Origin of the sequence: Pseudomonas sp. AP42, from assembly GCF_001728935.1 — a bacterium.
Classification (GTDB): Bacteria; Pseudomonadota; Gammaproteobacteria; order Pseudomonadales; family Pseudomonadaceae; genus Aquipseudomonas; species Aquipseudomonas lactis.
In genome coordinates this window covers 1-23,589 of sequence record NZ_LYSO01000098.1, presented here as the reverse complement: position 1 = coordinate 23,589, position 23,589 = coordinate 1, and the positions used below count along the sequence as shown (strand labels likewise).

The 23,589-nt window shown below is 59.4% G+C and carries 27 protein-coding genes and 1 pseudogene; 20 read left to right on the top strand and 8 right to left on the bottom strand.

Annotated features, from left to right (window positions below):
- Positions 1 to 376 precede the first annotated feature (376 nt).
- From A7K61_RS24415 to A7K61_RS24400, 4 genes are all read left to right on the top strand, one after another.
- Positions 377 to 685 carry a DUF6124 family protein gene (locus A7K61_RS24415; RefSeq protein ID WP_032892317.1) on the top strand — a complete coding sequence of 103 codons (309 nt, stop codon included), beginning with the start codon at positions 377 to 379 and terminating at the stop codon, positions 683 to 685.
- Between the two features lie 245 nt (positions 686 to 930).
- On the top strand, positions 931 to 1,872 hold the full coding sequence (locus tag A7K61_RS24410; RefSeq protein ID WP_069558537.1) for an ornithine cyclodeaminase family protein: 942 nt from the start codon (positions 931 to 933) through the stop codon (positions 1,870 to 1,872).
- A 117-nt stretch (positions 1,873 to 1,989) separates the two neighbouring features.
- Positions 1,990 to 3,123: an FAD-binding oxidoreductase gene (locus A7K61_RS24405; RefSeq protein ID WP_047710592.1), complete on the top strand. Its 1,134-nt coding sequence runs from the start codon at positions 1,990 to 1,992 to the stop codon at positions 3,121 to 3,123.
- On the top strand, positions 3,123 to 3,749 hold the full coding sequence (locus A7K61_RS24400) for a transcriptional regulator (RefSeq protein ID WP_003190517.1): 627 nt from the start codon (positions 3,123 to 3,125) through the stop codon (positions 3,747 to 3,749). The genes A7K61_RS24405 and A7K61_RS24400 overlap by 1 nt, the downstream gene beginning before the upstream one ends.
- Before the next feature lie 159 nt (positions 3,750 to 3,908).
- Here the strand turns inward: A7K61_RS24400 and A7K61_RS24395 are convergent, their stop codons facing one another.
- Together A7K61_RS24395 and A7K61_RS24390 are read right to left on the bottom strand one after the other, a co-directional pair.
- Positions 3,909 to 4,685 (bottom strand): ABC transporter substrate-binding protein, encoded by a 777-nt coding sequence (locus A7K61_RS24395; RefSeq protein ID WP_014718054.1) that lies wholly within the window; start codon positions 4,683 to 4,685, stop codon positions 3,909 to 3,911.
- A gap of 174 nt (positions 4,686 to 4,859) precedes the next feature.
- Positions 4,860 to 6,359, bottom strand: a complete 1,500-nt coding sequence (locus tag A7K61_RS24390; RefSeq protein WP_069558536.1) for a CoA-acylating methylmalonate-semialdehyde dehydrogenase — start codon at positions 6,357 to 6,359, stop codon at positions 4,860 to 4,862.
- A gap of 108 nt (positions 6,360 to 6,467) precedes the next feature.
- Between A7K61_RS24390 and A7K61_RS32805 the strand changes: the two genes are divergently transcribed.
- The 7 genes and pseudogenes from A7K61_RS32805 to A7K61_RS24355 all read left to right on the top strand — a co-directional run bounded on the left by A7K61_RS32805 (position 6,468) and on the right by A7K61_RS24355 (position 15,319).
- Complete coding sequence (locus A7K61_RS32805) at positions 6,468 to 7,397, top strand: LysR family transcriptional regulator (RefSeq protein WP_069558535.1); 930 nt, start codon at positions 6,468 to 6,470, stop codon at positions 7,395 to 7,397.
- Between the two features lie 40 nt (positions 7,398 to 7,437).
- A pseudogene (locus A7K61_RS32800) lies at positions 7,438 to 7,641 on the top strand (ABC transporter ATP-binding protein); the annotation flags it as partial.
- An 835-nt stretch (positions 7,642 to 8,476) separates the two neighbouring features.
- Positions 8,477 to 8,935 (top strand): (2Fe-2S)-binding protein, encoded by a 459-nt coding sequence (locus A7K61_RS24375; protein ID WP_014718046.1) that lies wholly within the window; start codon positions 8,477 to 8,479, stop codon positions 8,933 to 8,935.
- Positions 8,935 to 11,172, top strand: coding sequence for a molybdopterin cofactor-binding domain-containing protein (locus A7K61_RS24370; RefSeq protein ID WP_069558533.1), 2,238 nt, complete (start codon positions 8,935 to 8,937; stop codon positions 11,170 to 11,172). The genes A7K61_RS24375 and A7K61_RS24370 overlap by 1 nt, the downstream gene beginning before the upstream one ends.
- 16 nt (positions 11,173 to 11,188) lie before the next feature.
- A complete protein-coding gene (locus tag A7K61_RS24365) occupies positions 11,189 to 12,529 on the top strand; it encodes a cytochrome c (RefSeq protein WP_044272565.1) in 1,341 nt (446 codons plus the stop codon).
- 466 nt (positions 12,530 to 12,995) lie between these two features.
- Entirely contained in the window at positions 12,996 to 13,322 is a 327-nt protein-coding gene (locus A7K61_RS24360; RefSeq protein WP_003190491.1) for a hypothetical protein, read from the top strand.
- Between the two features lie 125 nt (positions 13,323 to 13,447).
- On the top strand, positions 13,448 to 15,319 hold the full coding sequence (locus A7K61_RS24355) for a D-arabinono-1,4-lactone oxidase (protein ID WP_069558532.1): 1,872 nt from the start codon (positions 13,448 to 13,450) through the stop codon (positions 15,317 to 15,319).
- A 137-nt stretch (positions 15,320 to 15,456) separates the two neighbouring features.
- Here the strand turns inward: A7K61_RS24355 and A7K61_RS33230 are convergent, their stop codons facing one another.
- Positions 15,457 to 15,606: a hypothetical protein gene (locus A7K61_RS33230; RefSeq protein ID WP_164545325.1), complete on the bottom strand. Its 150-nt coding sequence runs from the start codon at positions 15,604 to 15,606 to the stop codon at positions 15,457 to 15,459.
- A 135-nt stretch (positions 15,607 to 15,741) separates the two neighbouring features.
- On the bottom strand, positions 15,742 to 16,185 hold the full coding sequence (locus tag A7K61_RS24350; RefSeq protein WP_034134983.1) for a DUF421 domain-containing protein: 444 nt from the start codon (positions 16,183 to 16,185) through the stop codon (positions 15,742 to 15,744).
- Positions 16,186 to 16,420: 235 nt separating this feature from the next.
- Here A7K61_RS24350 and A7K61_RS24345 point away from each other — a divergent pair, with 235 nt between their 5' ends.
- On the top strand, positions 16,421 to 16,639 hold the full coding sequence (locus A7K61_RS24345) for a hypothetical protein (RefSeq protein WP_003190486.1): 219 nt from the start codon (positions 16,421 to 16,423) through the stop codon (positions 16,637 to 16,639).
- 3 nt (positions 16,640 to 16,642) lie between these two features.
- Here the strand turns inward: A7K61_RS24345 and A7K61_RS24340 are convergent, their stop codons facing one another.
- Positions 16,643 to 17,482: a DNA/RNA non-specific endonuclease gene (locus A7K61_RS24340; RefSeq protein ID WP_069558531.1), complete on the bottom strand. Its 840-nt coding sequence runs from the start codon at positions 17,480 to 17,482 to the stop codon at positions 16,643 to 16,645.
- 254 nt (positions 17,483 to 17,736) lie between these two features.
- On the opposite strand from A7K61_RS24340, the gene A7K61_RS24335 reads away from it, so the two are divergent.
- Genes A7K61_RS24335 through A7K61_RS33905 form a run of 4 tightly spaced genes read left to right on the top strand, consistent with a single transcriptional unit; the run spans position 17,737 to position 19,125 of the window.
- Positions 17,737 to 17,982 (top strand): type II toxin-antitoxin system ParD family antitoxin, encoded by a 246-nt coding sequence (locus A7K61_RS24335; RefSeq protein WP_069558530.1) that lies wholly within the window; start codon positions 17,737 to 17,739, stop codon positions 17,980 to 17,982.
- Positions 17,975 to 18,265, top strand: coding sequence for a type II toxin-antitoxin system RelE/ParE family toxin (locus A7K61_RS24330; RefSeq protein ID WP_069558538.1), 291 nt, complete (start codon positions 17,975 to 17,977; stop codon positions 18,263 to 18,265). Before A7K61_RS24335 ends, A7K61_RS24330 begins: the two co-directional genes overlap by 8 nt.
- Before the next feature lie 40 nt (positions 18,266 to 18,305).
- Complete coding sequence (locus A7K61_RS24325) at positions 18,306 to 18,761, top strand: GNAT family N-acetyltransferase (protein ID WP_069558529.1); 456 nt, start codon at positions 18,306 to 18,308, stop codon at positions 18,759 to 18,761.
- Between the two features lie 31 nt (positions 18,762 to 18,792).
- A complete protein-coding gene (locus A7K61_RS33905; protein ID WP_069558528.1) occupies positions 18,793 to 19,125 on the top strand; it encodes a hypothetical protein in 333 nt (110 codons plus the stop codon).
- On the opposite strand, the gene A7K61_RS24315 is transcribed toward A7K61_RS33905, so the two are convergent.
- On the bottom strand, positions 19,100 to 20,635 hold the full coding sequence (locus A7K61_RS24315) for a sensor domain-containing diguanylate cyclase (RefSeq protein WP_069558527.1): 1,536 nt from the start codon (positions 20,633 to 20,635) through the stop codon (positions 19,100 to 19,102). The two genes, A7K61_RS33905 and A7K61_RS24315, sit on opposite strands and share 26 nt — an antisense overlap.
- A 415-nt stretch (positions 20,636 to 21,050) precedes the next feature.
- Between A7K61_RS24315 and A7K61_RS24310 the strand changes: the two genes are divergently transcribed.
- From A7K61_RS24310 to A7K61_RS24295, 4 genes are all read left to right on the top strand, one after another.
- Positions 21,051 to 21,227: a general stress protein gene (locus A7K61_RS24310; protein WP_003190478.1), complete on the top strand. Its 177-nt coding sequence runs from the start codon at positions 21,051 to 21,053 to the stop codon at positions 21,225 to 21,227.
- 328 nt (positions 21,228 to 21,555) lie between these two features.
- Positions 21,556 to 21,840, top strand: coding sequence for a general stress protein (locus tag A7K61_RS24305; protein ID WP_003190477.1), 285 nt, complete (start codon positions 21,556 to 21,558; stop codon positions 21,838 to 21,840).
- A gap of 53 nt (positions 21,841 to 21,893) precedes the next feature.
- Positions 21,894 to 22,445 carry an ATP-dependent Clp protease proteolytic subunit gene (locus A7K61_RS24300; RefSeq protein ID WP_047710583.1) on the top strand — a complete coding sequence of 184 codons (552 nt, stop codon included), beginning with the start codon at positions 21,894 to 21,896 and terminating at the stop codon, positions 22,443 to 22,445.
- A 264-nt stretch (positions 22,446 to 22,709) separates the two neighbouring features.
- The gene (locus A7K61_RS24295; protein ID WP_069558526.1) at positions 22,710 to 22,919 is read left to right on the top strand and encodes a hypothetical protein; all 210 of its coding nucleotides are present in this window, start codon (positions 22,710 to 22,712) and stop codon (positions 22,917 to 22,919) included.
- Positions 22,920 to 22,974: 55 nt separating this feature from the next.
- On the opposite strand, the gene A7K61_RS31700 is transcribed toward A7K61_RS24295, so the two are convergent.
- Together A7K61_RS31700 and A7K61_RS33355 are read right to left on the bottom strand one after the other, a co-directional pair.
- Positions 22,975 to 23,244: a DUF6555 family protein gene (locus A7K61_RS31700; RefSeq protein WP_003190473.1), complete on the bottom strand. Its 270-nt coding sequence runs from the start codon at positions 23,242 to 23,244 to the stop codon at positions 22,975 to 22,977.
- 92 nt (positions 23,245 to 23,336) lie between these two features.
- Positions 23,337 to 23,589: hypothetical protein (locus A7K61_RS33355; RefSeq protein ID WP_218188555.1), on the bottom strand; the 253-nt coding region annotated here is incomplete at its 5' end.

The following is a 23,589-nucleotide window of genomic DNA, read 5'->3' as shown; positions in this document are numbered from 1 at the left end:
GCGGCGATCTGCAGGCAAGCCACATTGATCGTATTGCACGCGTGGGTTAGTGGCATTTGGTCATGGTTTGTAAAGGGCCAGCAAGGCGTGTCCCTTTAAATTGCAGGACGTTTCCTAGACAATCCTTGCCGCCTTGTGCCTGCTGGAATCGGTGGCTAGTCTGCGGTCCGTCACTGCCAAATCAGTGATCGGGTTTAGTCGCCCGGCATTCCAAAAGGCGCATGCTCCTCCATGAGTTTTAATGGTGGCTGTGCGCAGGGCGCCCTTGGGTGCGCCGGATTTTGCCTTTTGGCCGGTCGACTAACCTGCGTACAGCCGCCACCCTACGTTTAGTCGCGAAAGGTTCGGCTCCCTGAATCCAAAAGGAAGCTAAACAATGAGTAAAGTCCTACCCGACCCACCCATCGATCCCGCAAAAGACCGCGCCGCGTTCAACCGCGCCATCGACCATTACCTGCCTACCCAAGGCTTCCACTGTGTCAACGAAGACCTGAGTTTCGAAGACGCCCTGCTCTACACCGCCAGCCTGCTCGACAGTGCCTCTGCCACGGCGCTGGATTGCGGTGAACTGCTGCAAAGCCCTGAACGGGCGAAGATCCTGGCGGTGTGGCATTTGCTGGAAATTGCAAAAACCACCGTAGATCGCTCCATCGAGTGCCTGACCGGCACCAAGGCCACTGCCTAAACGCGCTTAAAACTGTGGGAGGGCACAAGCCTTAGTACCACCTGTAGGAGCGAGCTTGCTCGCGAAAAACGCAAAGGCGCCGCGTTTATTCAGGAAGCACGCGTTATCGTTGACGTTTTTCGCGAGCAAGCTCGCTCCTACGATGGGTGGGGGGACAGCCCTCATAAGCCTCATTTTTCCCTCGGGTTATTGCGGATAAAAACTAAAAGTCCATAATGGACAAATTAGTTTATCCGGAGAGCCCCATGTCCACCACGCCCCTCGTTATCGACCAAGCCCAGGCTCGTACCTTGCTGGCTCAAGTCGACGTGCCGTTGATCCTGCGCAAATTGTTTTGCGACCTCGCCGCCGGGCAAGCGGTGCAGCCGGCGCAACAATTGGTGGAGTTTCCCCAGGGTGCCGGGGATTTCATCAACTACTTGGGCGTATTGGCCGAAGACGGGGTGTACGGGGTCAAGACTTCGCCCTACATCGTGCGCGAGCAAGGCCCGTTGGTGACGGCCTGGACCCTGTTGATGTCGATGCACAGCGGCCAGCCGTTGCTGTTGTGCGATGCCGCTGAATTGACCACTGCCCGCACCGCCGCCACCACGGCCTTGGCGGTGGATGCGCTGGCCCCGGCGGCGGCGCAACGCCTGGCGATCATCGGCAGCGGCAAGGTCGCCCAGGCGCACCTGCGTTACGTACAGAACCTGCGCGACTGGCAGCAAATCCGCCTGTACTCGCCGAGCCTGGGCAGCGCCAGCGCCGAAACGCGTATGCAGTGGGCCTGCCTGGACCCGCGCCTGACCCTCGCCGCCACCTGCGAGGCCGCCCTGGAAGACGCGGATGTGATCCTGCTGTGCACCTCCTCCGCCGGCCCGGTCATCGACCCGTCACGCTTGAGCAAACCCGCGTTGATCACCTCCATCAGCACCAACGCGCCGCGTGCCCATGAAGTGCCGCCACACTGCCTCAACCAGATGCACGTGTTCTGCGACTACCGCCAGACCACCCCGGATTCGGCCGGTGAGATGCTGATCGCCAGCGAACAGCACGGCTGGGACAAACGCACGATTGTCGGCGACTTGCCCGAATTGTTCAGCGACATGGCCCAACGCCCGGCCTACGATCGTCACGTCTTTTTCCGCTCCATCGGCCTGGGCCTGGAAGACATCGCCCTGGCCAATGCCCTCTACAAACTGTAGGAGCGAGCTTGCTCGCGAAGACCTCACAGGCACTGCGTTTACACAGGATGGGCGCGTTATCGTTAACGTTTTTCGCGAGCAAGCTCGCTCCTACAATGCTTATTTCAGGAGTTCTTCATGAGCCACGCAGACTTCATCATTATCGGCGGCGGCATTGCCGGCGCGTCCACCGGGTTCTGGTTGTCGCAGCACGGCAAGGTGTTGGTGCTGGAGCGTGAAAACCACCCGGCCTATCATTCCACCGGGCGTTCGGCAGCGCTCTATACCGCCGCTTACGGCACCCCGCAGGTACGCGCGCTGACCTTGGCCAGCCGGGCCTTCTTCGACCAGCCACCCGCAGGCTTCTGCGAACACCCACTGCTGACGCCCCGAGGCGAAATGACCGTGGATTTCAACGGCGACCCGGCCGAACTCGACAGCCAGTACCTGAGCGCCAAGGCCACCGTAGAGCAGGTGCAGCGACTGACGGCCGACGAAGCCTGTGCACGCTTGCCGATCCTGCGCCGTGAAAAAGTCCACGGGGCTATCTACGACCCCACCGCTTGCGACATCGACACCGACGCCCTGCACCAAGGCTACTTGCGCGGTATCCGCCGCAACCAGGGCGACGTGCGCACCGACAGCCATGTGCTGGGCTTGAGCCGCGACGCCGACGGCCTGTGGCAGGTGCGCACCCAGGATGCTATCTACACTGCGCCGGTCATCATTAACGCCGCCGGCGCCTGGGCCGACCATATCGGCGGGCTGGCGGGCGCGGCGTCCATCGGCTTGCAGCCCAAGCGCCGCTCGGCCTTTATCTTCGCCGGCCCCGACGGCGTGGACAGCCACGACTGGCCGATGCTGGTGGCCCTCGACGAAGCGTTCTACATGAAACCCGATGCCGGCATGTTCCTCGGCTCGCCAGCCAACGCCGACCCGGTAGAACCCCAAGATGTACAACCCGAAGAGCTGGATATTGCCATGGGCATCTACCAGATCGAGGAAGCCACCACCCTGACTATCCGCCGCCCCACGCGCACCTGGGCGGGCTTGCGCAGTTTTGTGCAGGACGGTGATTTGCTGTCGGGCTTTGACCCGCAAGTACCGGGGCTGTTCTGGGTGGCGGCGCAAGGCGGCTACGGCATCCAGACCTCACCCGCCATGGGCCAGGCAAGCGCCGCCCTGGTGCGCGGCGAACCGCTGCCCGAGGCACTGACGCGGTTCGGCCTGGACGCTGGTATGCTCTCCCCGGTCCGCCTGGAGCCCCATTGATGAACACTGCTGAACAAGACAAGGTCATGCAGAACTTCCGCGCGATTGCCGATGCAATCGCCACGCTGTTCTTTCCCCATGCAGAAGTGGTGCTGCATGACCTGCGCACGCAAACCGTGGATTACATCGCCAATAACCTGTCCAAGCGCAGCCTGGGTGACGACTCGTCACTGGAGGACATGCTCGACGGTGACGTCAGCGAGGTGAATATCGGCCCTTATGAAAAGCTCAACTGGGACGGCCAGAAAATCCGCAGCCTGAGCACCGTGCTGCACGACCACAAAGGGCGCAGGCTGGCGGTGCTGTGCATCAACCTGAATATTTCAATGTTCGAAACGGCCAAGGCGGCGCTGGATCTGTTCCTGTCGCCGAGCAAGCTGATTGCTCAGCCGGACGCGCTGTTTCGTGATGACTGGCAGGAGCGTATCAACACCTTCCTGCATGCCTGGCTGCGCGAGCGTCAGTTGAGCCTGAACCTGTTGACCCGCGACCATAAACGCGAACTGGTGCTGGCGCTGCATGCCGAGGGGGCATTCAAGGGCAAGAGCGCCTCCAACTATGTGGCCAATGTACTGGGCATGGGGCGGGCGACGGTCTACAAGCATTTGAAGGAACTCAAGGGTTGACCCCCTTCTGACCACAACGCTAATCCCCTGTGGGAGCTGTCGAGCCCCAGCGAGGCTGCGAAGGGGCCGGCAAGGTCAACATTTTCATCGCCTGACCCACCGCTTTCGCAGCCTCGCTAAAGCTCGACAGCTCCCACATTGACCGCGTATTTCCTTGGATCAGTCGCCGTAGATATCGGCCTTGAAGTACTGCTGTGAAATCTTCTGGTATTCGCCGCTGGCGCGAATGCCGTCGATGGCCGCGTTCAGTTCGCTGACCAACTCGCCATTGCCCTTGCGCACCGCAATACCGGCGCCCTCGCCCACGTATTTCGGGTCCTTGAGCTCCGGGCCGACGAAGGCATAACCCTGCCCGCGGGGCATCGACAGGAAGTCGCTCAGGGGGATGGTGTCGGCAAAGATCGCATCCAGGCGCCCCGCTGCCAGGTCCATGTAGATTTCTTCGTTATTGCTGTAGCGCTTGACGTTGATGCCCTTGGGCTCGAACACCTCGGTGGCATAGCGGTCGGTGGTGGTGGCGCGCTGTACGCCGACGTTCTTGCCCTTGAGGCTGGCGTACTGGTCATCCACCACCGCGCCGTCCTTCATCACCAGGCGCGACGAGGTGAAGTAGTACTTGTGGGTGAAATCCACCGACTTCTTGCGGTCTTCGTTGATGGTCATGGACGACAACGCCATGTCGATCTTCTTGACCTTGAGGGACGGAATCAGCCCGTCGAACTCGCCTTCGATCCATACACACTTGACCTTCATTTGCGCGCACAGGGCGTTGCCGATGTCGTAGTCGAAACCGACGATCTTGCCGTCGCCGGTTTTGGAGGCGAACGGTGGGTAAGCGGCCTCAATGCCGATACGCAGGGTTTTCTCAGCGGCCAGCAAGTGGCTGGAGGCGAACAGGCTCAGGGCCAGGGCGGGAAGGAGATGGCGTTTCTTCATGAGGGGGTTCTCGCAAGTTGTTGTTGGTTTGGCAAGAGTGAAGAAAAACGTGCAGCGACCATTCTGTACTTATAATTCCATACTGGACTTTTATGTGTTTGCCCGTCAACAGGCAAAAAAAAAGTGGGAGGGCTTGAGCCCTCCCACATCAGATCCTGCAATGCAGCTTAAACCCTACTTGGACACCGGCATCGCAAACTCCGCACCCTGCTCGATGCTCTCCGACCAGCGTTGCATGATCGACTTCTGCTTGGTGTAGAAGCGCACGCCCTCGGTGCCATAGGCGTGCATGTCACCGAACAGGCTCTTCTTCCAGCCCCCAAAACCGTGCCAGGCCATGGGCACCGGGATCGGCACGTTGATACCGACCATGCCCACTTCGATGCGCCGCGCAAACTCACGGGCAATGTTGCCATCGCGGGTGAAGCAGCTGACGCCGTTACCGAACTCGTGGTCGTTGACCAGCTTCACCGCCTCGGCAAAATCGTTCACGCGTACACAGGCCAGCACCGGGCCGAAGATTTCTTCGCGGTAGATGCTCATGTCCTGGGTCACATGGTCGAACAAGGTCGCGCCGAGCCAGAAGCCGTTTTCCAGGCCGGGTTCGGTGGGCACGTAGTCACGGCCATCAAGCAACAACTGCGCGCCGGCGTGTACGCCCTGCTCGATGTAGCCACTGATGCGCTCCAGCGCGGCCCGCGACACGATCGGGCCCATCTCGGCTTTCAAATCGCGACCATCGGTGATGCGCAACGTCTTGGCGCGCTCGGTCAAGGCAGCGATGACTTTGTCACCCACATCACCCACCAGCACCGCCACCGAGATCGCCATGCAGCGCTCGCCCGCACTGCCGTAGGCGGCGCCCATCAGCGCGTCCACGGTGCGTTCGATATCGGCGTCGGGCATCACCACCATATGGTTTTTCGCCCCGCCCAGGCCTTGCACGCGCTTGCCGTTGCGGGCACCGCTCTCGTAGATGTATTGGGCAATCGGCGTGGAGCCGACGAAGCTCACGGCCTTGACGTCCGGGTGTTCGATCAGCGCGTCCACCGACTCTTTATCACCCTGCACCACGTTGAACACGCCCTTGGGCAGGCCGGCTTCACGCAGCAACTCGGCCATAAACAGCGAAGCGCTCGGATCAGTGGGGCTGGGCTTGAGAATAAAGGTGTTACCCGCCGCAATGGCGATGGGGTACATCCACATCGGGACCATCACCGGGAAGTTGAACGGCGTCACGCCGGCGACCACGCCCAGCGGCTGGCGCATCGTCCAGTTGTCCATGCCACGGGAGACCTGGTCAGAGTGTTCGCCCTTGAGCAGGTTGGGAATGCCACAGGCAAATTCGAGGATGTCGATGCCACGCTCGACTTCGCCCTGGGCATCGGTGAAGACCTTGCCGTGCTCTGCAACGATGATGCGCGCCAGGTCGTCCTTGCGTTCGCGCAACAGGTGCAGGTATTCGAACAACACGCGGGCGCGACGGATCGGCGGGGTGTCGGCCCAGCCGGCAAACGCGGCCTGGGCAGCGGCGACGGCTTCGGCCACGGTCTTGCGGCTGGCCAGGGCCACGCGCGCGGTGACTTCACCAGTGGCCGGGTTGTAGACGTCCTGATAACGGTCATCGCGGCTGACGCGCTGGTCGTTGATGTAGTGCTCGATGGTTGCAGTCATGGCAGTCGATCCAGGTGGGTAGCGTTGGGCCACACGATAGGCTTTCGCTTTGTTCCTAACCAGAGCAGAATCCAGAACTTATTGTCCTTATAGGCGAACAATACACCCATGGAAAAGGCTGAGATCGAAGGGCTGTGGACCCACATTCACTGGCTGTCGGTGCTGGAGGAACAAGGCACCTACACCGCCGCCGCCGCGCGCCTGGGGGTGAGCAAGTCAGCGGTGAGCCAGCGCATTTCCGACCTGGAAAAGGCCACCGGCACGCGCCTGGTAACGCGCACCACCCGCAGCGTGCGGCTGACCGATGCGGGGCTGTCATTGACTCGGGAAGTACGCAGCGCCTACGCGCAGATCGCCCGTAGTTTTTCCTCGGTGCGCGACTCGGTCGGGGAAATACGCGGGCTGGTGCGCCTGACCGCTCCCGTGGCCTTCGCCCGGCAACAACTGGTGCCGCACCTGTCCGGCTTTTTGCAGCAGTACCCCCAGGTGCGTATCCAACTGGACGTCTCCGATGCCTTGAGCTCACTGGCCGCCGAAGGTTACGACCTGGCGGTGCGCCACGGCTTCCAGGTGCCCGAAACCCACGTGGCCTGGAAGCTGTGCGACACCACCTCAGTGCTGGTCGCCACCCATGATTACCTGCAACGCCACGGCGAACCTCGCGAGCCGGGCGATCTGTCGGCGCACAACTGCCTGTTTTACCCACGCGGCACCGACCAGCCCGCCTGGACCTTCGAACGCGGCAGCCAACCCCTCGAGCGCCTCACCGTGCCCATCGCCGGCAGCTTTGCCACCAATAACAGCGAAGCCTTGCGCGACGCCGCACTCAACCACCTGGGCATCGCCCTGCTCCCGGACTTCAGCGCCCAGGCGGCGCTGGACGCGGGCAAAGTGGTGCAGGTCTTGAAGGACTGGACACTCAAAGGCGCGTTTGCCGATGAGATCTATCTGATACGGCCCTACTCGCCCCATGTGCCCAAGTCGGTGAGTGCGTTGGTCAGCTACCTGAAAGACAAGCTCTCGGGTGGGTTCCGCTAGGCTCAAGGATTAAAAATCCACCGTCGCCGACAGCTGCAAGGTACGCGAACCCGACGTACTGCTGATGGACGAACCCACCAGCGCCCTCGATATATATCGCCAAGTACAAGTACTGGATTTCATGCGCACCCTGGCGCGCAAACGCGAGGTGATTGTGTTTATCGCACTGCATGACCTGAACCAGGCACTGCGCTTTGCCGACCAGGTGCAGGCACGCATTGAGCGCTGCAGCCGCATATTCTGATTGATGGGATTGTGTGAATAGACCATGCGAAGCATGGGTATCCACGATGCGAAGCGAGCCGCTCTTGATCTGCTTTTGATCTTGATCTTAAGCGCCCCGTCAAACCACGCTGGCCGGAATTCGACAGGGATTTGGGGGGTAAACCGGCAGGGATGCCGGTTTAGCCGCCCCGCGCCATGCATGGCGCGTGGCGGCGGCCCCCCAAATCCCTGGCGGATTACGGGCACACCGAGCCCAAGCGAGGTGCCGAGTGGTGGGGCAAGAGCCCTTTTGGTTACTTTTGGGGCTCTTTTCCAAAAGTGACCCGCTGTCAGAGCGGAACCCTAAGCGGCCGTTACCGCAGCAATGGATATGTACACAATCCAACTGTATCGCCTGTCAGGCCGCCTTCGCGAGCAAGCCCGCTCCCACAGTTGGATCGTTGGGTGTCAGGTAGATAGGCGTCGGCTGTCAGGGCGTCATCGCAGGCAAGCCAGCTCCCACATTTTGAATCTTGGGGGTGTCAGGTAGATAGGTGTCGGCTGGCAGGGCGTCATCGCAGGCAAGCCAGCTCCCACAGAAGATCACGGCACATCAGTCAAAATCTCGGATCAGCCACTGCTTCTATCGCTCAATCCTCGCGAATACTTGCCTGATCCTCCGACTTATCGCCTACCGGGATAGATACCCCTTGCGCCGTGGTCTAGAGTCCAACCATGCGCGCGTGGCCAAGATGAAACCGGTTCTCAACCCCGCCGCCATAACCCGTCGCCCATGAGCGACACCAGGGCATGCCACCGCGCACGTCCCTGATAAGAAAAAGCACCACCAACCGATGATCAGCAGGTGAGCCCGCATGGAATTACGTATCAACCAAAAGGCCTATCAGGTCGATGCCGAAGCCGACACCCCGTTGTTGTGGGTGATCCGCGATAACCTGGGCATGACCGGCACCAAATACGGCTGCGGCCTGGCCCAGTGCGGCGCCTGTTCGGTGCTGGTGGACGGCAACGTGGTGCGCGCCTGCGTAACGCCCGTGGCCGGGGTGGTCGGTCGTGAGATCACCACCATCGAGGCCGTGGAGGCCGATGACGTGGGCAAGCGTGTCGTTGCAGCCTGGGTCGAGCACCAAGTGGCGCAATGCGGCTACTGCCAGTCCGGGCAGGTGATGGCAGCCACCGCGCTGCTCAAACACACCCCCGCGCCGACCAAGGCGCAGATCGACGCGGCGATGGTCAACCTCTGCCGTTGCGGCACCTACAACGCCATCCATGCCGCCATGGACGCCTTGGCCGCCGGGAAGGAAACCGCCTGATGAATACTAACGAGATCATTCCCGGCGTTACCCTGGGCGAGCCGGTCAACCTGTCCCGCCGCCGCTTCCTGGCCAGCACCGCCGTGGGCGCGCTGGTGATCGGTTTCGGCTTGCCGCTGGGCACCTCCCGTGTGCAAGCCGCGACCGCTGCCGCGGCTGAACGCGGTACTCAAGTGCCCGCCTTCCTGGAGATTCGTCCCGATGGCAGCGTGCGCTTGCTCAGCCCCTTCATGGAAGGCGGCCAAGGCACCCACACCGCCATGGCGCAGATCGTCGGTGAAGAATTGGATGCCGACCCGGCCACGTTCATCGTCGAAGCGGCCCCGCCCGGCGAAGCCTACGTGGTGATGGAAAATGGCATGCGCATCACCGGCGGCAGTATGTCGGTGCGCATGAGCTACCCGACCATGCGCCGCCTCGGCGCCCTCGCCCGCGCGATGCTGATGCAAGCCGGCGCCGAGCAACTGCGTGTACCGCTCAGCGAGTTGACCACCCAACCCGGTCGCGTGGTGCACGCTGCTTCCGGTCGCTCCCTGGGCTACGGTGAATTGGCAGGTGCCGCCCTGGATATGCCGGTGCCCGACCCGGCCAGCATCACCCTGCGCGACCCGAGCCAGTTCCGCTGGATCGGCAAGCCGGTCAAGCGCCTGGATGCCTATGACAAATCCACCGGCAAGGCGCAGTACACCATCGACCTGAAAATCGACGGCATGCTCCACGCGGCGATCCAACACGCGCCGCGTTTGGGCATGACCGTGGGCAGCCTGCGCAACCAGGCGCAGGTGCAGGCCATGCAAGGCGTGCACTCGGTTCACACCCTGCCCGGCGCCGTAGCCGTGGTAGCTGAACGTTGGTGGCATGCCAAGCGGGCCGTCGAAGCTATCCAGGTCGAATGGCTTGAAGCCGCGGCCGACTCCGCCGTGCGGGCGATGCCGGCGGATTTTTCCAGCGACAAGTACCGCGACTTCCTCGCCGCCCAGCAAGGTCCGGCCCGCGATGACGAGAACGAAGGCGATGTGGCCGGCGCACTGGCCAGCGCCAAGACCCGTGTCGAAGCCACCTACCACAACCAGTACCTCAACCATGCCCAGTTGGAGCCGCCTTCAGCCCTGGCACGCTTTAACCCGGACGGTACGCTGGAGGTGTGGCTGCCTAACCAGGCGCCGGATATGTTCCGTGCCGACATCGCCAAACGCACCGGCCTGAGCACTGAGCAAATCACCCTGCACTCGCCGCTACTGGGCGGTTTTTTCGGCCGGCATTTCCTGTATGACTCCGCCAACCCTTACCCGCAGGCCATCGCCCTGGCCAAGGCGGTGGGCCGGCCGATCAAGCTGATCTGGAGCCGTGAAGAAGAGTTCGTGCGCGATGTATTGCGCCCGGTCGCCGTGGTCAAGTTCCGCGCCGCGCTGGATGACAAAGGCCTGCCTGTGGCCATCGAAGCGGTGAGCGCCACCGAAGGCCCCACCGAAGCCATCGCTGGCAAACAGGGCGACGCCATCGACCCTACCGCCCTGGAAGGCTTGTCGGGCAAGAGCTACGCGATCCCCAACAAACGCATCGCGCAGATCTACGTCAAAGGCCCGGCCATGCTCGGTTACTGGCGTTCGGTGGGCAACTCGCTCAATGACTTTTTCTACGAAGCGTTCCTGGACGAACTGGCCGACAAAGGCGGCCATGACCCCTATGAACTGCGCCTGCACCTGCTGCGCGACAACCCGCGCCTGACCACCCTGCTGCAGGCGGCCGCCGAGCTGTCTGGCGGTTGGAAGCGTGGGCCTTACACCGCCGAAGACGGCACCCGCCGTGCACGCGGCGTAGCCATGGCTTCGCCATTTGGCTCCCATGCAGCAGTGGTGGCCGAGGTGTCGATCGAGAACGGCCAGGTCAAGGTTCATCACATCTGGCAAGCGATTGACCCGGGCAGCATCGTCAACCCGGCGATTGTGGAAGCGCAGGTCAACGGTGCCGTGGCCTTGGGCCTGTCGCAAACCCTGTTGGAGGAAGCGGTGTACGTGGATGGCAAGCCACGGGCGCGCAACTACGACCTTTATCCGGTGCTGCCGCCTTCGCGTATGGCGCAGGTCCACGTGAAGATCGTAGAGAGCGGCGAAAAGATGGGTGGCATCGGCGAACCGCCGTTGCCAGCTGTGGCCCCCGCCGTGGCGAATGCCGTGGCGCAATTGACCGGCCAACGCATCCGTAGTCTGCCTTTGAGCCGTTACACCTTCAGCTAACCGACAGGGAATGCCCATGAATAACCGCCGATTCGCAAGAACCGCAGGGTGGCTGGTGCTGCCCTGCGTGGTCGCCGCTGGCGTGCTGGCCTGGTACGTCACACGCCAGCCTGCCTCGCCTTTTGAACAACAGCAAAGCACAAGTTTCGACCCCGCCTTGGTCAGCCGCGGTGAATACGTCGCCCGCGTAAGTGACTGCGTGGCCTGCCACAGCCTGCCAGGCAAGACGCCCTTCGCCGGCGGCCTGGAAATGGCCACGCCGCTGGGAGCGATCCACGCCACCAACATCACCCCCGACCGCGAGCATGGCATCGGCACCTATAGCCTGGCCGACTTCGACCGCGCGGTACGCCACGGCGTGGCGCCGGGTGGGCGACGGCTCTACCCGGCCATGCCCTACCCGTCTTACGTCAAACTCAGCGATGACGACATCCAGGCGCTGTACGCATTTTTCATGAAAGGCGTGCAACCGGCCAACGAACCTAACCTGCCCAGCGGCATTCCCTGGCCGCTCAACCTGCGTTGGCCCATCGCCCTGTGGAACGGTGTGTTTGCACCCACCGCGACCTACGCCGCCAAGCCCGGCCAGGACGCGCTGTGGAACCGTGGCGCGTATATCGTGCAAGGCCCTGGCCACTGCGGCAGTTGCCACACGCCACGCGGGCTAGCGTTCAACGAGAAAGCCCTGGACGAATCCGGCGCGCCATTCCTGGCCGGTGCCCTGCTCGACGGCTGGTACGCCCCCAGCCTGCGCCAGGACCACAACACCGGCCTGGGCCGCTGGAGTGAGGAACAGATCGTGCAGTTCCTCAAGACCGGTCGCAACCAGCATGCCGTGGTCTATGGCTCCATGACCGAAGCCTTCAACAACTCCACGCAGTTCATGCAGGATGATGACCTGGCCGCGATCGCTCGCTATCTGAAGTCACTGCCCGGCGACCCACAGCGTGACGGCAGCCCCTGGCAGTATCAGGCAGTCACGGCGCGCTCGGATGCCCCCGGCGCCCACACCTACGCCACCCGCTGTGCCTCCTGCCATGGCCTCGACGGCAAAGGCCAACCCGACTGGATGCCACCCCTGGCAGGCGCCACCTCGGCCCTGGCCACGGAAAATGCTTCGGCGATCAACATCACCCTCAACGGCTCGCAACGTGTGGTCACCGCCGGGATGCCGGACGCCTACCGTATGCCAGCATTTCGTGAGCAATTGTCCGACCAGGAAATCGCCGACGTGTTGAGCTACGTGCGTGGTACCTGGGGCAACCACGGCGGCGCGGTCGATGCGAAGGCTGTTAGCAAGTTGCGCGGGCATACGGACCCTGCGAGCAGTAGCCCGATTATTTTGCATATGCGCTGAGGACCAGGCAGTGCAGCGCTTGTGGCCGTTGATAGGCCCAAGGGGTGCACTGCCTCTGAGCACAGGCAGCGAAACGACTGGTATTTCCGAAATGGAGCATATAGCCAAATAGTTTTCTGCCCCACTGGCGAGCAATCGGTACCGCGACTAACCTCCCCTCAGTATCAGAAAGGAATCACCCAGCAGCCACGGAGGCTACCCCCCGCTAAATATGATCCAACTGCCCACGTTATCGAACGTTATAAATGGATTATCCAAGCTACTCGTTGTTGTAGGTCAGTGCGCGAAAACAGGCTCACTCACTTGACAGTAATCAGTAAATAGGGAGCGAGGCGACCTATTTGATTTCTGCGTCTCCCATTGCCTCTAAGCAGTGCAATTCACGCCCTTAATAAACACGTCTTATCGCCACGCAAAAGGGCGCAGGCGTGCTCATATAAAATTATTGCTTCAGCAGGAGATAACCATGAGACAAGTTCAAAAAATCACCGTCAATAACAAAGGCGGTTACGTGTTTAACTTCAAGGTCCAATGGCTCAAGAGCGACGGCAAGTGGTACACGTCCCAATGGAGTAGCGGTGACTATCCGGTGGCGCAGTCTCGGACCACACCGAATCTGGAAACCATCGGCGTGCCTTCAGACGCGCTGGCCGTCACGGTGTATGGGCATGCACTGGCCGGGTCATCAGGCCAAGGCACGCCGTTTGTGGGGTTTGCCGCAAACGGCCAGATCGCGACCTACGATGCGGTAGGAACAACCCTCATCGGCTTTGCGATTAACTTGATCGAATAAATCAAGTTCTTTACCACGGGGTATCCGGCCCCCACTTTTCGTGACTTGCCGTTGGAAGTTGGCGCCGGCTTTCTTTTTTACTCTCAACTCACCTGACGTTAAAAACCACGTAACAGGACACCAACATGAAACAAGTCGAACGCATTGGTTGCCTTAACAACGGCATTTTTGTCATGAACTTTTCGATTCAGTGGCTTGACCCGGCCGGCCAATGGCATACCTGCGATTGGAACAGTGGCAACTTCGAAAATGGTGTGTACAGGGTCAGTCCTTCACTTGCATTGCTCGGCATTCCCGCGGATGCAATTGGCGTCACGCCTTATGTGTCCGCCGTCGCAGGCATCCAAAATCAAGGAGAACCTTTAGTTCAGTCGGCCAATAACGGCAGGCTGGCCGCCTATGAAGTCACGGGAACAACCTTGAATTTCAAGGTTCAGCCGCTACCGTGGAAAAACTGGGCTCAGAACATCGTCGACACCCTGGAAATCGATGGTCAATACTACTTCTCCCCAACCCATCTGGCAGCGCTTCAAGACATCGTGCGCCAGGCCGGCGCGGCAGGCGCGACAGTACGCGTATCGGGCCAACGACACGCGCAACCGGCCTTGGTTGCCGAAGACAATCGCATCGCCCCAGCCCCCCACCGCTGGCTCATCGACCTCGCCTGTTACGCAGACTTGGGCCCGAACGGGGATGAGTCTATTGTGCTGGGCACCGCCCCACATACGATCACCGTGAACACGGGTGCGCGCGAGGATGAGTTGGATGCCTTCCTGACCGCCCATGACCTGATGCTCAAGACCGCGACCGCCGGCGGCTTCTTCAGCCTGGGGGGCATGACCGCTGTCGATGTCCACGGCGCAACCATCCGCGCACCGATTTTTGCCGAAACCGCTTCGGCGTTCACCCTCATGGGGCCGGACGGCCAGGTGCGGACCATTGACGCACAGACGCCAGCAGTCGACGGATGGTCGCCCTTGCAATTTGCACGCGTCTCCCTCGGTGCGTTGGGCGTTGTCACTTCAGTGACTCTGGATGTATTACCCCGCCCATGGGCAACCACGTTGAATGCAGGCAAAGACACCAACGTTGTCTGCGCTGACGAGCCAACCTTCATCGCCCGGTTCAAGGCGCTGCTTACGGACCATGACCGCGTCGAATCCTTTCTCAATCCCTACACCGACAATTTCCTGATCTTGTGGTGGGATGTGGTTGCTTCCCCTGCCACCCAGGTTCCCAACCTGAAGACAAGCGTACCGAATGCCTGTGCCCTGGCGGGAGAGAATGTATTCGGAGCACCCTACCTGATACCGTTTGAGCCCATCATCGAGCCGCCCCTCATCGCCGCCCAGTATGGCAATAACACGACAACGGCGAGTGCAATCATCGACGCTGGGTTCCTTACGATCGAAACGCTTTTTGATCAAGCCGCGGCGGTCTACTCAGACTTGTGGCTAACCAAGGCCTCACGCGTTATTTTCATGTCGTACTTTATCGAGCTCCCGGCTCTGGATGACGAAGGCCTCAGTAAAGCCTGGCAAGGACTCGACGCCGTAAAGGCACGGATCAAGAGTACCAGCGACTTCCTGGTGGTTGCCCCGCTGGAGTTCCGCTTCGTCCGTGGTGGGGACACAGCGTTGGCCGGGACGTACACGCAAACCCCAGACGCTACCTTCGTGAACCTGGATCTTATCGGTTACGTACCCGCTGTGGCGGCGTCTGACTACCCGGATCGCCTCCTGCACTTTTTTGCGGATATTGAACGAGACTGGGTTGCCCTGGGTGGCATGCCGCACACCGGCAAAATGTTCGGTTTTTACAACCCGGCTCAACCCTCGGGAACTTACTCTGAGCCGTTCAACCCGGAATTCCTGAAGGACCTTGCACAGCGCCGCAGCGAGAGAACTGCGGCCTTCAACGCCTATCGCAAGGCTTGTGATCCAGCGGGTCGATTCCACAACCACTTTGTCGCGACGCTGCTGGGAGACATGCCGTAGCAGGGGTGTTGTGCGCTTGCCTGTGAATTCATCGACTCGGTTTGTCTGATGTACCGAGGTGTTTGCATCGCAGGCAAGCCAGCCCCCACATTCGGGCGATGAGTACCCTTGAGTTAAGCGTCGGCTGTTTGGACGGCTTATTTGCTCTCGTCCGCCTTGCCTTCCTGCATCTGCACTGACGACTGGGTGCCACTGTTGTTGTCTTTGGTGGCGTTATCGGCGTTGTCAAAACAGCCGTGTAGCATGAACGCGCTGCATAGACCCAGGCAGATATAGAGTTTCTTCATGAGGGTTCACCTGTTGATGAGTGAGTGATGTACGCGTGACGAAAGTACGATTCGTCCGCCCATGATCTATCTGTCTGGAATAGAGGCGCTGGCGTTCAAAAAATAGCCCCTTGGCTGACGAATGGGGGCCGCGTGTTATTCAAACGGGATCACCGAGATCTTGCCGTTGCGCTCAAGAATCGCGAAGCGGATCTGCTTGAGCTCGACAAGCCCTTGGGTGGACCGGGCCGCCTCAAGGATGTCGCCCTCGTCCAGGCGCGCATGCTTGAGGCGTTTATGCAGCACCTGGCCTTGCTCGACCAGCACCGTCGGCCCGCCATCGAGCACCCGCGCGAACCAGGCTGAACGCTGCTTGACCAGCGAGAATCCGATATCGATGGCAATCAGGGTGGCGATGACCAGCACAGCATTGGTCATCGAGAAGTCTTCGCCCAGCAACGCCTGTTGGGTGGCCTCGCCGATGACCATCAACAGCACCAGGTCAAAGGTGGTGAGTTCAGCCAGCGTGCGCCTGCCGGCAACCTTGAACAGCACCAGCAGTACCAGGTAAATCGCCATAGCCCGCAGTACAGAGTCCATGGTTGACCCTCGCAACAGTGAATGGGAAACGACCGATTCATACGGATTAGGTGATCACCGCGCCGCTCAGGTTCATTCTTTCGACTCGCCCCGGCCACCATCTAAAAAGATGATGGTTCCAGCGCAACTGAAGCGTTGAAGTGATCGAAATTTCGGCAGAAACCCAATTGATATAGGGGCGCTTGAAGCGGGTCACACGTCTATATCGACCACGTTGAAGAAGGAAACCCCTGTCATGAACGACTCACAACGCGCCTGGGAATTGGCCATGGTGCTGATTGCCAATGGCCGGATCCCCTTTGACCCCGCCAACCCGAGCGGGTCGGTGAAGATCCTGTCCAAGCATTTGCAAGCACTGGAAGAAGCACTGCGTGAACAGGCCACAGACGTCGCCACGCATGAGCGCCTGGGCAAGAACAGCAGCCGCAGGCCCTCATTGGTGTGTGCCGACTAGGCGTCAGGCTTTGGTGCGGTTACAGCCGATCCGATTCGGCAACTGGCCCTGCTTGGTTTTCAGCGTGGCCTGCAGCGCTTGCGGCAAGGTGCTCCAGAACGTCAGCCCGGAGCGCTCTTCGATGTGATCCACGGTGACCTGGTAATCACAGAAGTCTGCGCCCTTGGGAGTTTCCTGGTTCATCACGAATGAGGCGTACAGGCCCGTTTCCGGCGAACTGCCGACCACGATGATTTTCCAGTAGCCGCTGGGGATGGTGTGCACTTTATTCGTGCCCGGCAACGAGCCGACAAAATGCTCATACAACGGGCCGGTAGCCACATACACCTGATCGACGCCTGGCTCCTTGCTGAGGTTGCGCTCCCGGTCTTCCAGGCGCGCCCACGGCCCCTGGTTGAGCTCGGCCTTTTGCGGGGTGATGTTCGACAAGTAGTTGAGCGTTTCCCAATCGGCCACCCCGGCCATCGAAGCCAGGTTGGCCTGATGCCCCCGGTCGATTTTGAGCGCGACGTTGGCGCCGTTGTAATCCACCGGGTCCAGAGTTTCCCCGGCTGGAATATCCGGGTCGGTGCGCCAGTCACGGGAGCGCCCGCTGGCCGCCGTGGCTTTGGTGATTTTGTAGGAGACCCAATTGGCAAACTTGGTCGAGCCGTTGTTGTTCAACGTGTAGGCCAGGCGGTTCAACGTCACTGGGCTGCCACCGGTGGGGCAACCAACCGCGCAGTTATCGAACGGCAAGGCTGGCGCAGGGAGGACGGCGGACTGGCGCGAGGGTGTGGTACAGGCGGCCATCAACGGGATCAATGCAAACGCCAGGTACTTGAACGATGTGCTTCCTTGCATGGTGTTACTCCTTGGGATGAATCTCTTGAAAGATCAAAATGGCCTCGGCCGGTGCGCTTCCTGCGCAAGCCGAGATGACCATTGAATCACATAAACATTTCTAAACAACGACCGCAACCAGGCCGACAAACGTACCCCCTTCGCGCCTAGCCTGCGGTGCGCTGCTGGGCATTCTGACCACTCATCTCTGCCGCACAATACTGCACCAATAGTATGATAAGTTCCTCGCAACGCTTATTTCCCAAGGAGCAGTAATGACTACTGTACGAAAAACCATCACCGTTACTGATCAGCAAGACGGTTGGATAAAGGCGCAAATCGAAGCGGGTCATTACACCAGTGACAGCGAGTACATCCGGGACTTGATTCGTCGCGAACAGGAGCGCAGTGCACAAGTGGAGGCCATTCGTGCTGCTCTGCTTGAGGGTGAAGCCAGCGGTAAACCTCGCCCATTTGACCCTGAAGCGTTTAAACAGAGGATGCTCAATGCCCATGGCTGAATACCGTCTTAGCCCCGCGGCCGAACGCGACCTGGAAGGAATCTGGAGTTATACCGCGCAACAGTGGGGTGCAAAGCAGGCAGATCAGTACATCGATATCCTGACCACAACGTTTTCAGACTTGGCAAAACACCCTAAAACAGCTCCGACCTGTGACCACATCCGTGAGGGCTATCGCAGGCGCAGCATCGAGCAGCATATGATTTACCTGCGCATCACTACGTATGGGATTTCAATCATTCGCATCCTGCATGACCGTATGGACGCGTCGTGCAAGCTATGACAGTACAGACTGTTAAACCGGTGGGTGAACGGAGATTAAAATGCCTGACACAAAGCTGCCCCCTGCGGCCCCACACTGGCTGATCCGCCAAGCCACCCCCGACGATGTGCATGCCTTGGTCGCACTGGATGCGTACGCAACCGAGCATGCCAGCCGTCGTGTGTTTATCTATGACGCCGTGGTTCGCCAGCAATGCTTGGTAGCCGCCGACGCTAACGTGTGCGCCGGCTACCTGGTGCTCACCCACGACTTTTTCAACCATGGGTTTATTGCGCTGGTGGTGGTTTCACCGCTGTACCAGCGCCAGGGCGTCGGCCTTCGTCTGCTGGCAGCGGCCGAAGCGGCCTGCAAGACGCCCAAGCTGTTCGCGTCGACCAATGCCTCCAACGGCGCGTCCCAGGCCCTGCTGACGAAAGCCGGCTTCATTCCCAGCGGGCAGATCGAGAATCTGGACGATAACGACCCTGAACGTGTGTACGTCAAGTTCATTCGCTGACCTTCAGGCAATGCCTTTTGTAGGAGCGAGCTTGCTCGCGAAAAACGCCCAGGCGCCGCACTTCTTCAGGGAGCACGCGTTATCGTTGAGGTTTTTCGCGAGCAAGCTCGCTCCTACAGGAAGCAGAAAGCAGAAAGCCTTCTGCGCGGGCAGGAACCTTTTCTTGAATGGGCAATCTGTGGTTCACCCTTTTGAACCGAATGAGACCCTGCGCATGCTTGTGAAAAAAGCCGTCCTCTGCCTTGCACTGCTAAGTGCGGGCTTTATCGCAGGCTATGCGGCAAAACCCACGCCGCAGTTGCAAGTCACCGCTGGCCAATTAATGGAGTGCGGGGAACTCATGATCCCGACGCTGGGGATGTGAGTCGGTCCGCGGGATGCACGTTGAACCCATTGCGCCCCGCCGCCTTCGCGCCGTAAAGCGCTGTATCCGCAGCCTCCACCAGACCCAACACCGGCTCCAGCCGAGAGCCCATGCCCGTCGCGATACCGATACTCACACTCACGTGCCCGAAGGGGCTGCCTGGGTGTGTGATGTTCTCCTGCTGCAGACGCGAAAGAATGCGTTGCGCGACCACCGCAGCCCCTGCGCTGTCAGTCGCGGGCAGGATGATCGCCATTTCTTCTCCGCCATAGCGCGCCACTAGGTCCGACGGGCGCCGCACGCACGTTTCCAATAACGTGCTGACCGCCTGCAAGCACGCATCTCCCGCGACGTGACCAAAGGCGTCGTTAAAGCGTTTGAAATGGTCGATATCGATCATCAGCAATGCCAGCGACGTCCCTTCGCGCTGCGCCCGGCGCGCTTCCACGGCCAGCGTTTCATCAAAACAGCGGCGGTTGGCCAGGCCGGTCAGCGCGTCCTTCTTCGCCAAGAGTGCCAACTGCCGATTGGAGTCGAGCAACTGTTGCTGGGCGACACGCAACGCCTCTTCCGCCGCCGTACGCCTGCGGATATCCAGGATCAGAAACCAGCCGATCAGCCCCGTCAGCCCCAACAGCCCCACCACCACGACCGCTGACAGCGCCGCCTCGATACGCCACGCCGCGAGGGCTTCGTGCTTGCCCAACGCGACCGTGGTGATCAGCGGCAGGGTTTCGCTCTTGCGAAAGGCATAGAGCCGCTCTACCCCGTCCAGGCTGGAGGTATAGGCCGCAGTGCCCACAGGCTGGTCGACGAGGTACTTGGAATAAATAGGCGAGGTGGAAAAGTTGCGGCCCATGTCCTGCTCGCGAAAGGGGTAGCGCACCAGCAACGTGCCGTCTGCGTAGGACAGGCCGATGGCGCCCTCCTGGCCTACATCGAGTTTGCCGAATACCCGCAGAAAGTTTTCCACTCCCAGGGTCACAGCGACCACGCCAGCGAAGTTGCCCGCCGCGTCGTTGAAACGGCGGCTGATGGTCACCACCCATTCATGGTTGGCACGGCTCTGAATCGGCGGGCCAATAAAAGGTTCAGCACTCGGATCGTCGCGATGGTGGATGAAATAGGCCCGATCACTGCTATTGGCGCCCTCTGGGATCGCGCGATTGGAAGACAGCAACCACCGGCCCTGATGATCATAAATGGTGATGCCGCTGAGCTGCGGCATCAGCGGCTGCTGGCGGTTGATCAGCGTACTGATTCGCTGGATTTGCACCGGGCCACTGCCTTCGGTTTCCAAACGCTCAACCAGCCCCAGCAACAGCAACGAGCTTTGCCGCACGATGCCTTCGGTATAGGTGTTAAGGGCCTGGGTCAGGTTCAAGCCATGCACGTCCACTTCCGCCAGCGCGCGGTCACGGGAAGACAGGACTTTCCAAATCGTCAACGAAGTCAGGGAACAGCCGATCACCAACAGCAACAGCATCACAAGACGGGTATCACGCTTCACGTCAGCACCTTAAGGAAGTCCGGTTTCCATCCAGCCATCATTCGAACGTCGGTACTCACAGGGCAACCGGTTCCAGAGTGCCAGCATACAAGCAGTCCGTGCAGGCTGCAGCAACAGAGTGTGCGGCTGAGCGCCGGACAGAGGAGCAAGCGCCTTTAATGACCACTATCAAACAGGGTATTGAATGCTAAACCAACCGTAAGGTCGCCATTAATTCAATATCAATCGACGCAGAAAAACTTAGACGAAGCGGCACTTCCTGAGCCTACTTGTACAAGTTTCATCTGCCACTCTACCGTTCATCGCCCTTTTTAAAAAATTTCAAAACATCTGCGCACTTGCCCCTATCAGAAAAGATGTCCGTTGCATAAACGGGTAACTAGCGAAACGACATTTCAAAACTGGGAGTATTGTTATGACGACGAGCAATAAAAACCCTGGAAACTTTGCCAATGATCGCGAAAAAGCATCACAGGCGGGAAAGAAAGGTGGGCAGGCCTCTGGCGGCAACTTCGCCAACGACCGCGAAAAAGCCTCGGAAGCCGGGCGTAAAGGCGGCCAGAACAGCCATGGTGGTGGACGTAAGTCCTGACGAAGCGGCCAGTACCGCTGTTCCGCTTGTTAACAAAGGGCATTCATCATGCGTGAGTCAATTGATAATCAGCGCGGCGAGTTATCTCGCAGGCCGATTGTAGAAGTGCAAACTAAAGCAAGGACCGGCCTGCGTTCTAATACATCTGCGTGTTACGAACATCAGCAACTTGTTGAACACGCCGAAGCAACGATAAGTGCATCTAAAACGCCACCCTTGTGTGAAAGGCACTTATAACCGTGCAGCTTGACGCACGCGACTAAGTGCACGTTTCCAGCACAATCGAAGTGAACGTTACATTACCGACATAACGACGAGGTAACTGAACATGACTACTCAAGACAAGCAAGGCAATATGAGCGTCAGCGAAGCCGGTAAAAAAGGCGGCGAAGCCACTTCTGCGTCCCATGACAAAGAGTTCTACCAGGAGATCGGCAGCAAAGGTGGCCAAAACAGTGGCGGGAACTTCAAGAATGATCCCGAACGCGCTGCTGAAGCCGGCAGCAAAGGCGGCCAGAACAGTGGCGGCAATTTTGCCAACGACCGTGAAAAAGCTTCCGAAGCCGGGCGTAAAGGTGGCGAACACAGCCACGGCGGCGGACGCAAAAGCTGATGTGCTTGATGCAGGGGAGCCGTGCTCCCCTGCTTTCATTGATGAGGGACACCATGCCTTTACACATTATCAACTTCACCGCACCGGTCACCGCTTCTACGTGCAGCCAACTGATTGAAAAAGCTTCGTTGGCCGTACAACAAGATGCCCAGGGCCTGGTACTGAATATCGCCACCATGGGTGGTGAATGCAGCTACGGCTTTACGATCTACAACTTTTTATTGTCCCTGCCGATCCCGGTGCATACCCATAACCTCGGCACCGTGGAATCCATGGGCAATATCATCTTCCTGGCCGGTGAGCGCAGGACCGCCTGCAAACACAGTAAATTCCTGTTCCACCCCTTCCACTGGCATGTGCAAGGCGCGGTTGACCACTCGCGCATGTCCGAATATGCGATGAGCCTCGATTACGACTTGCAGTTGTACGCACGCATCGTGGCCGAGCGCACCGCCGATGCTGTCGAAAAACTGGAGACCGAAAAGTACCTGATCGCCGCGCCACGCATTCTCGACCCGCAACAAGCGCTCACCGCCGGCTTGATCCATGGGATCGAACTTCCGGTAATCAAGGCGGAATTCGTGAGCAGCTTCATTCATTCCTAGAGCTTATCAAGCAAAAAATTGCACAAAAAGTACGCAGCGGAACGGCAAGAACCTGAACCACGAACCGAGCGGGCGCACGCGCCCGCCGATCAGCTTGCCAGGTTGTGATTGCTCGGCAGCCGTCCGCACGCAACGCCCCAACTATCACCACAAATACTGGCATTAAAACATCAACTAAGCGCTTGTTTGAATTCTTCCTTTTTAGCAGTTGAAAACGCCCACTTCTTAATTGAGAGTGGCCGTTCCATTCAGGGAGGAATCGATGTGACGCATCTACAAGCGAACCGACGTTGCCTGCATTGCAAACAACCTTACGAATCAACCCTGGATGACCCGGACTACCTGATGTCGCCAGCGTCAGACATGCTGTGCCCGGCGTGCAAGCAACAGTATGCAGCCGACATCATGAAAGAGGCGCTGCAACGCAGCGTGCAAAAATTGTGCATGTTGCAGGAGCGACGCAAAAAACAGTAGGCACTTGCCTCGCTCCTAACGCTACCCGAATGCACATCATCTATCAAAAACACATTCATTCGGGTGGCGGTGGTACATAAGGTTTCGCAATAAAGGGAATACTGCCAGACGGACGCCACCTTACATTCTCAAGACCGTAGCGTTCGGCCAGCGGCTTACTGATGCGCTTGATCTTTTCATTACGCGATCTAGGAATAATGCCTATACCTGCATCGCAACAGGCCCAATGCCAGGCCTCTGCATTATTCATTACCTCCGCTCTTATAATGAAAGACTTAGGCTCGTGGTGGTATTCGTATTCGATGACATATAAAGAATTTTTCATAACCTCTCCTTCTGATTTTTTGTTATTTGCTCAGAACGAAGGTTCAGAATTTTTAATGTTTGAGTGACGACAAACATGCACTTGCCGTTGCACTACCGTTCGTCGGCCTCGCATAAAAAAAAATAAAACGGTTCATGCATCTTTTGCTTCTTAATAGTGAGTCTGCTCACTCCAGGCTCTTGGTAAAAACTCCTGTCTTGCCCGCACTCCGTGCGGGCTTTTTTATTTGCGGCGGCGCTACACCCTGTGGCGAGGGAGCTTGCTCCCGCGACGTAGCGACCGACGGTAACCACGATGCGAAGCGAGCCGCTCTTGATCTTGCTCTTGATCTGCTTTTGATCTGAA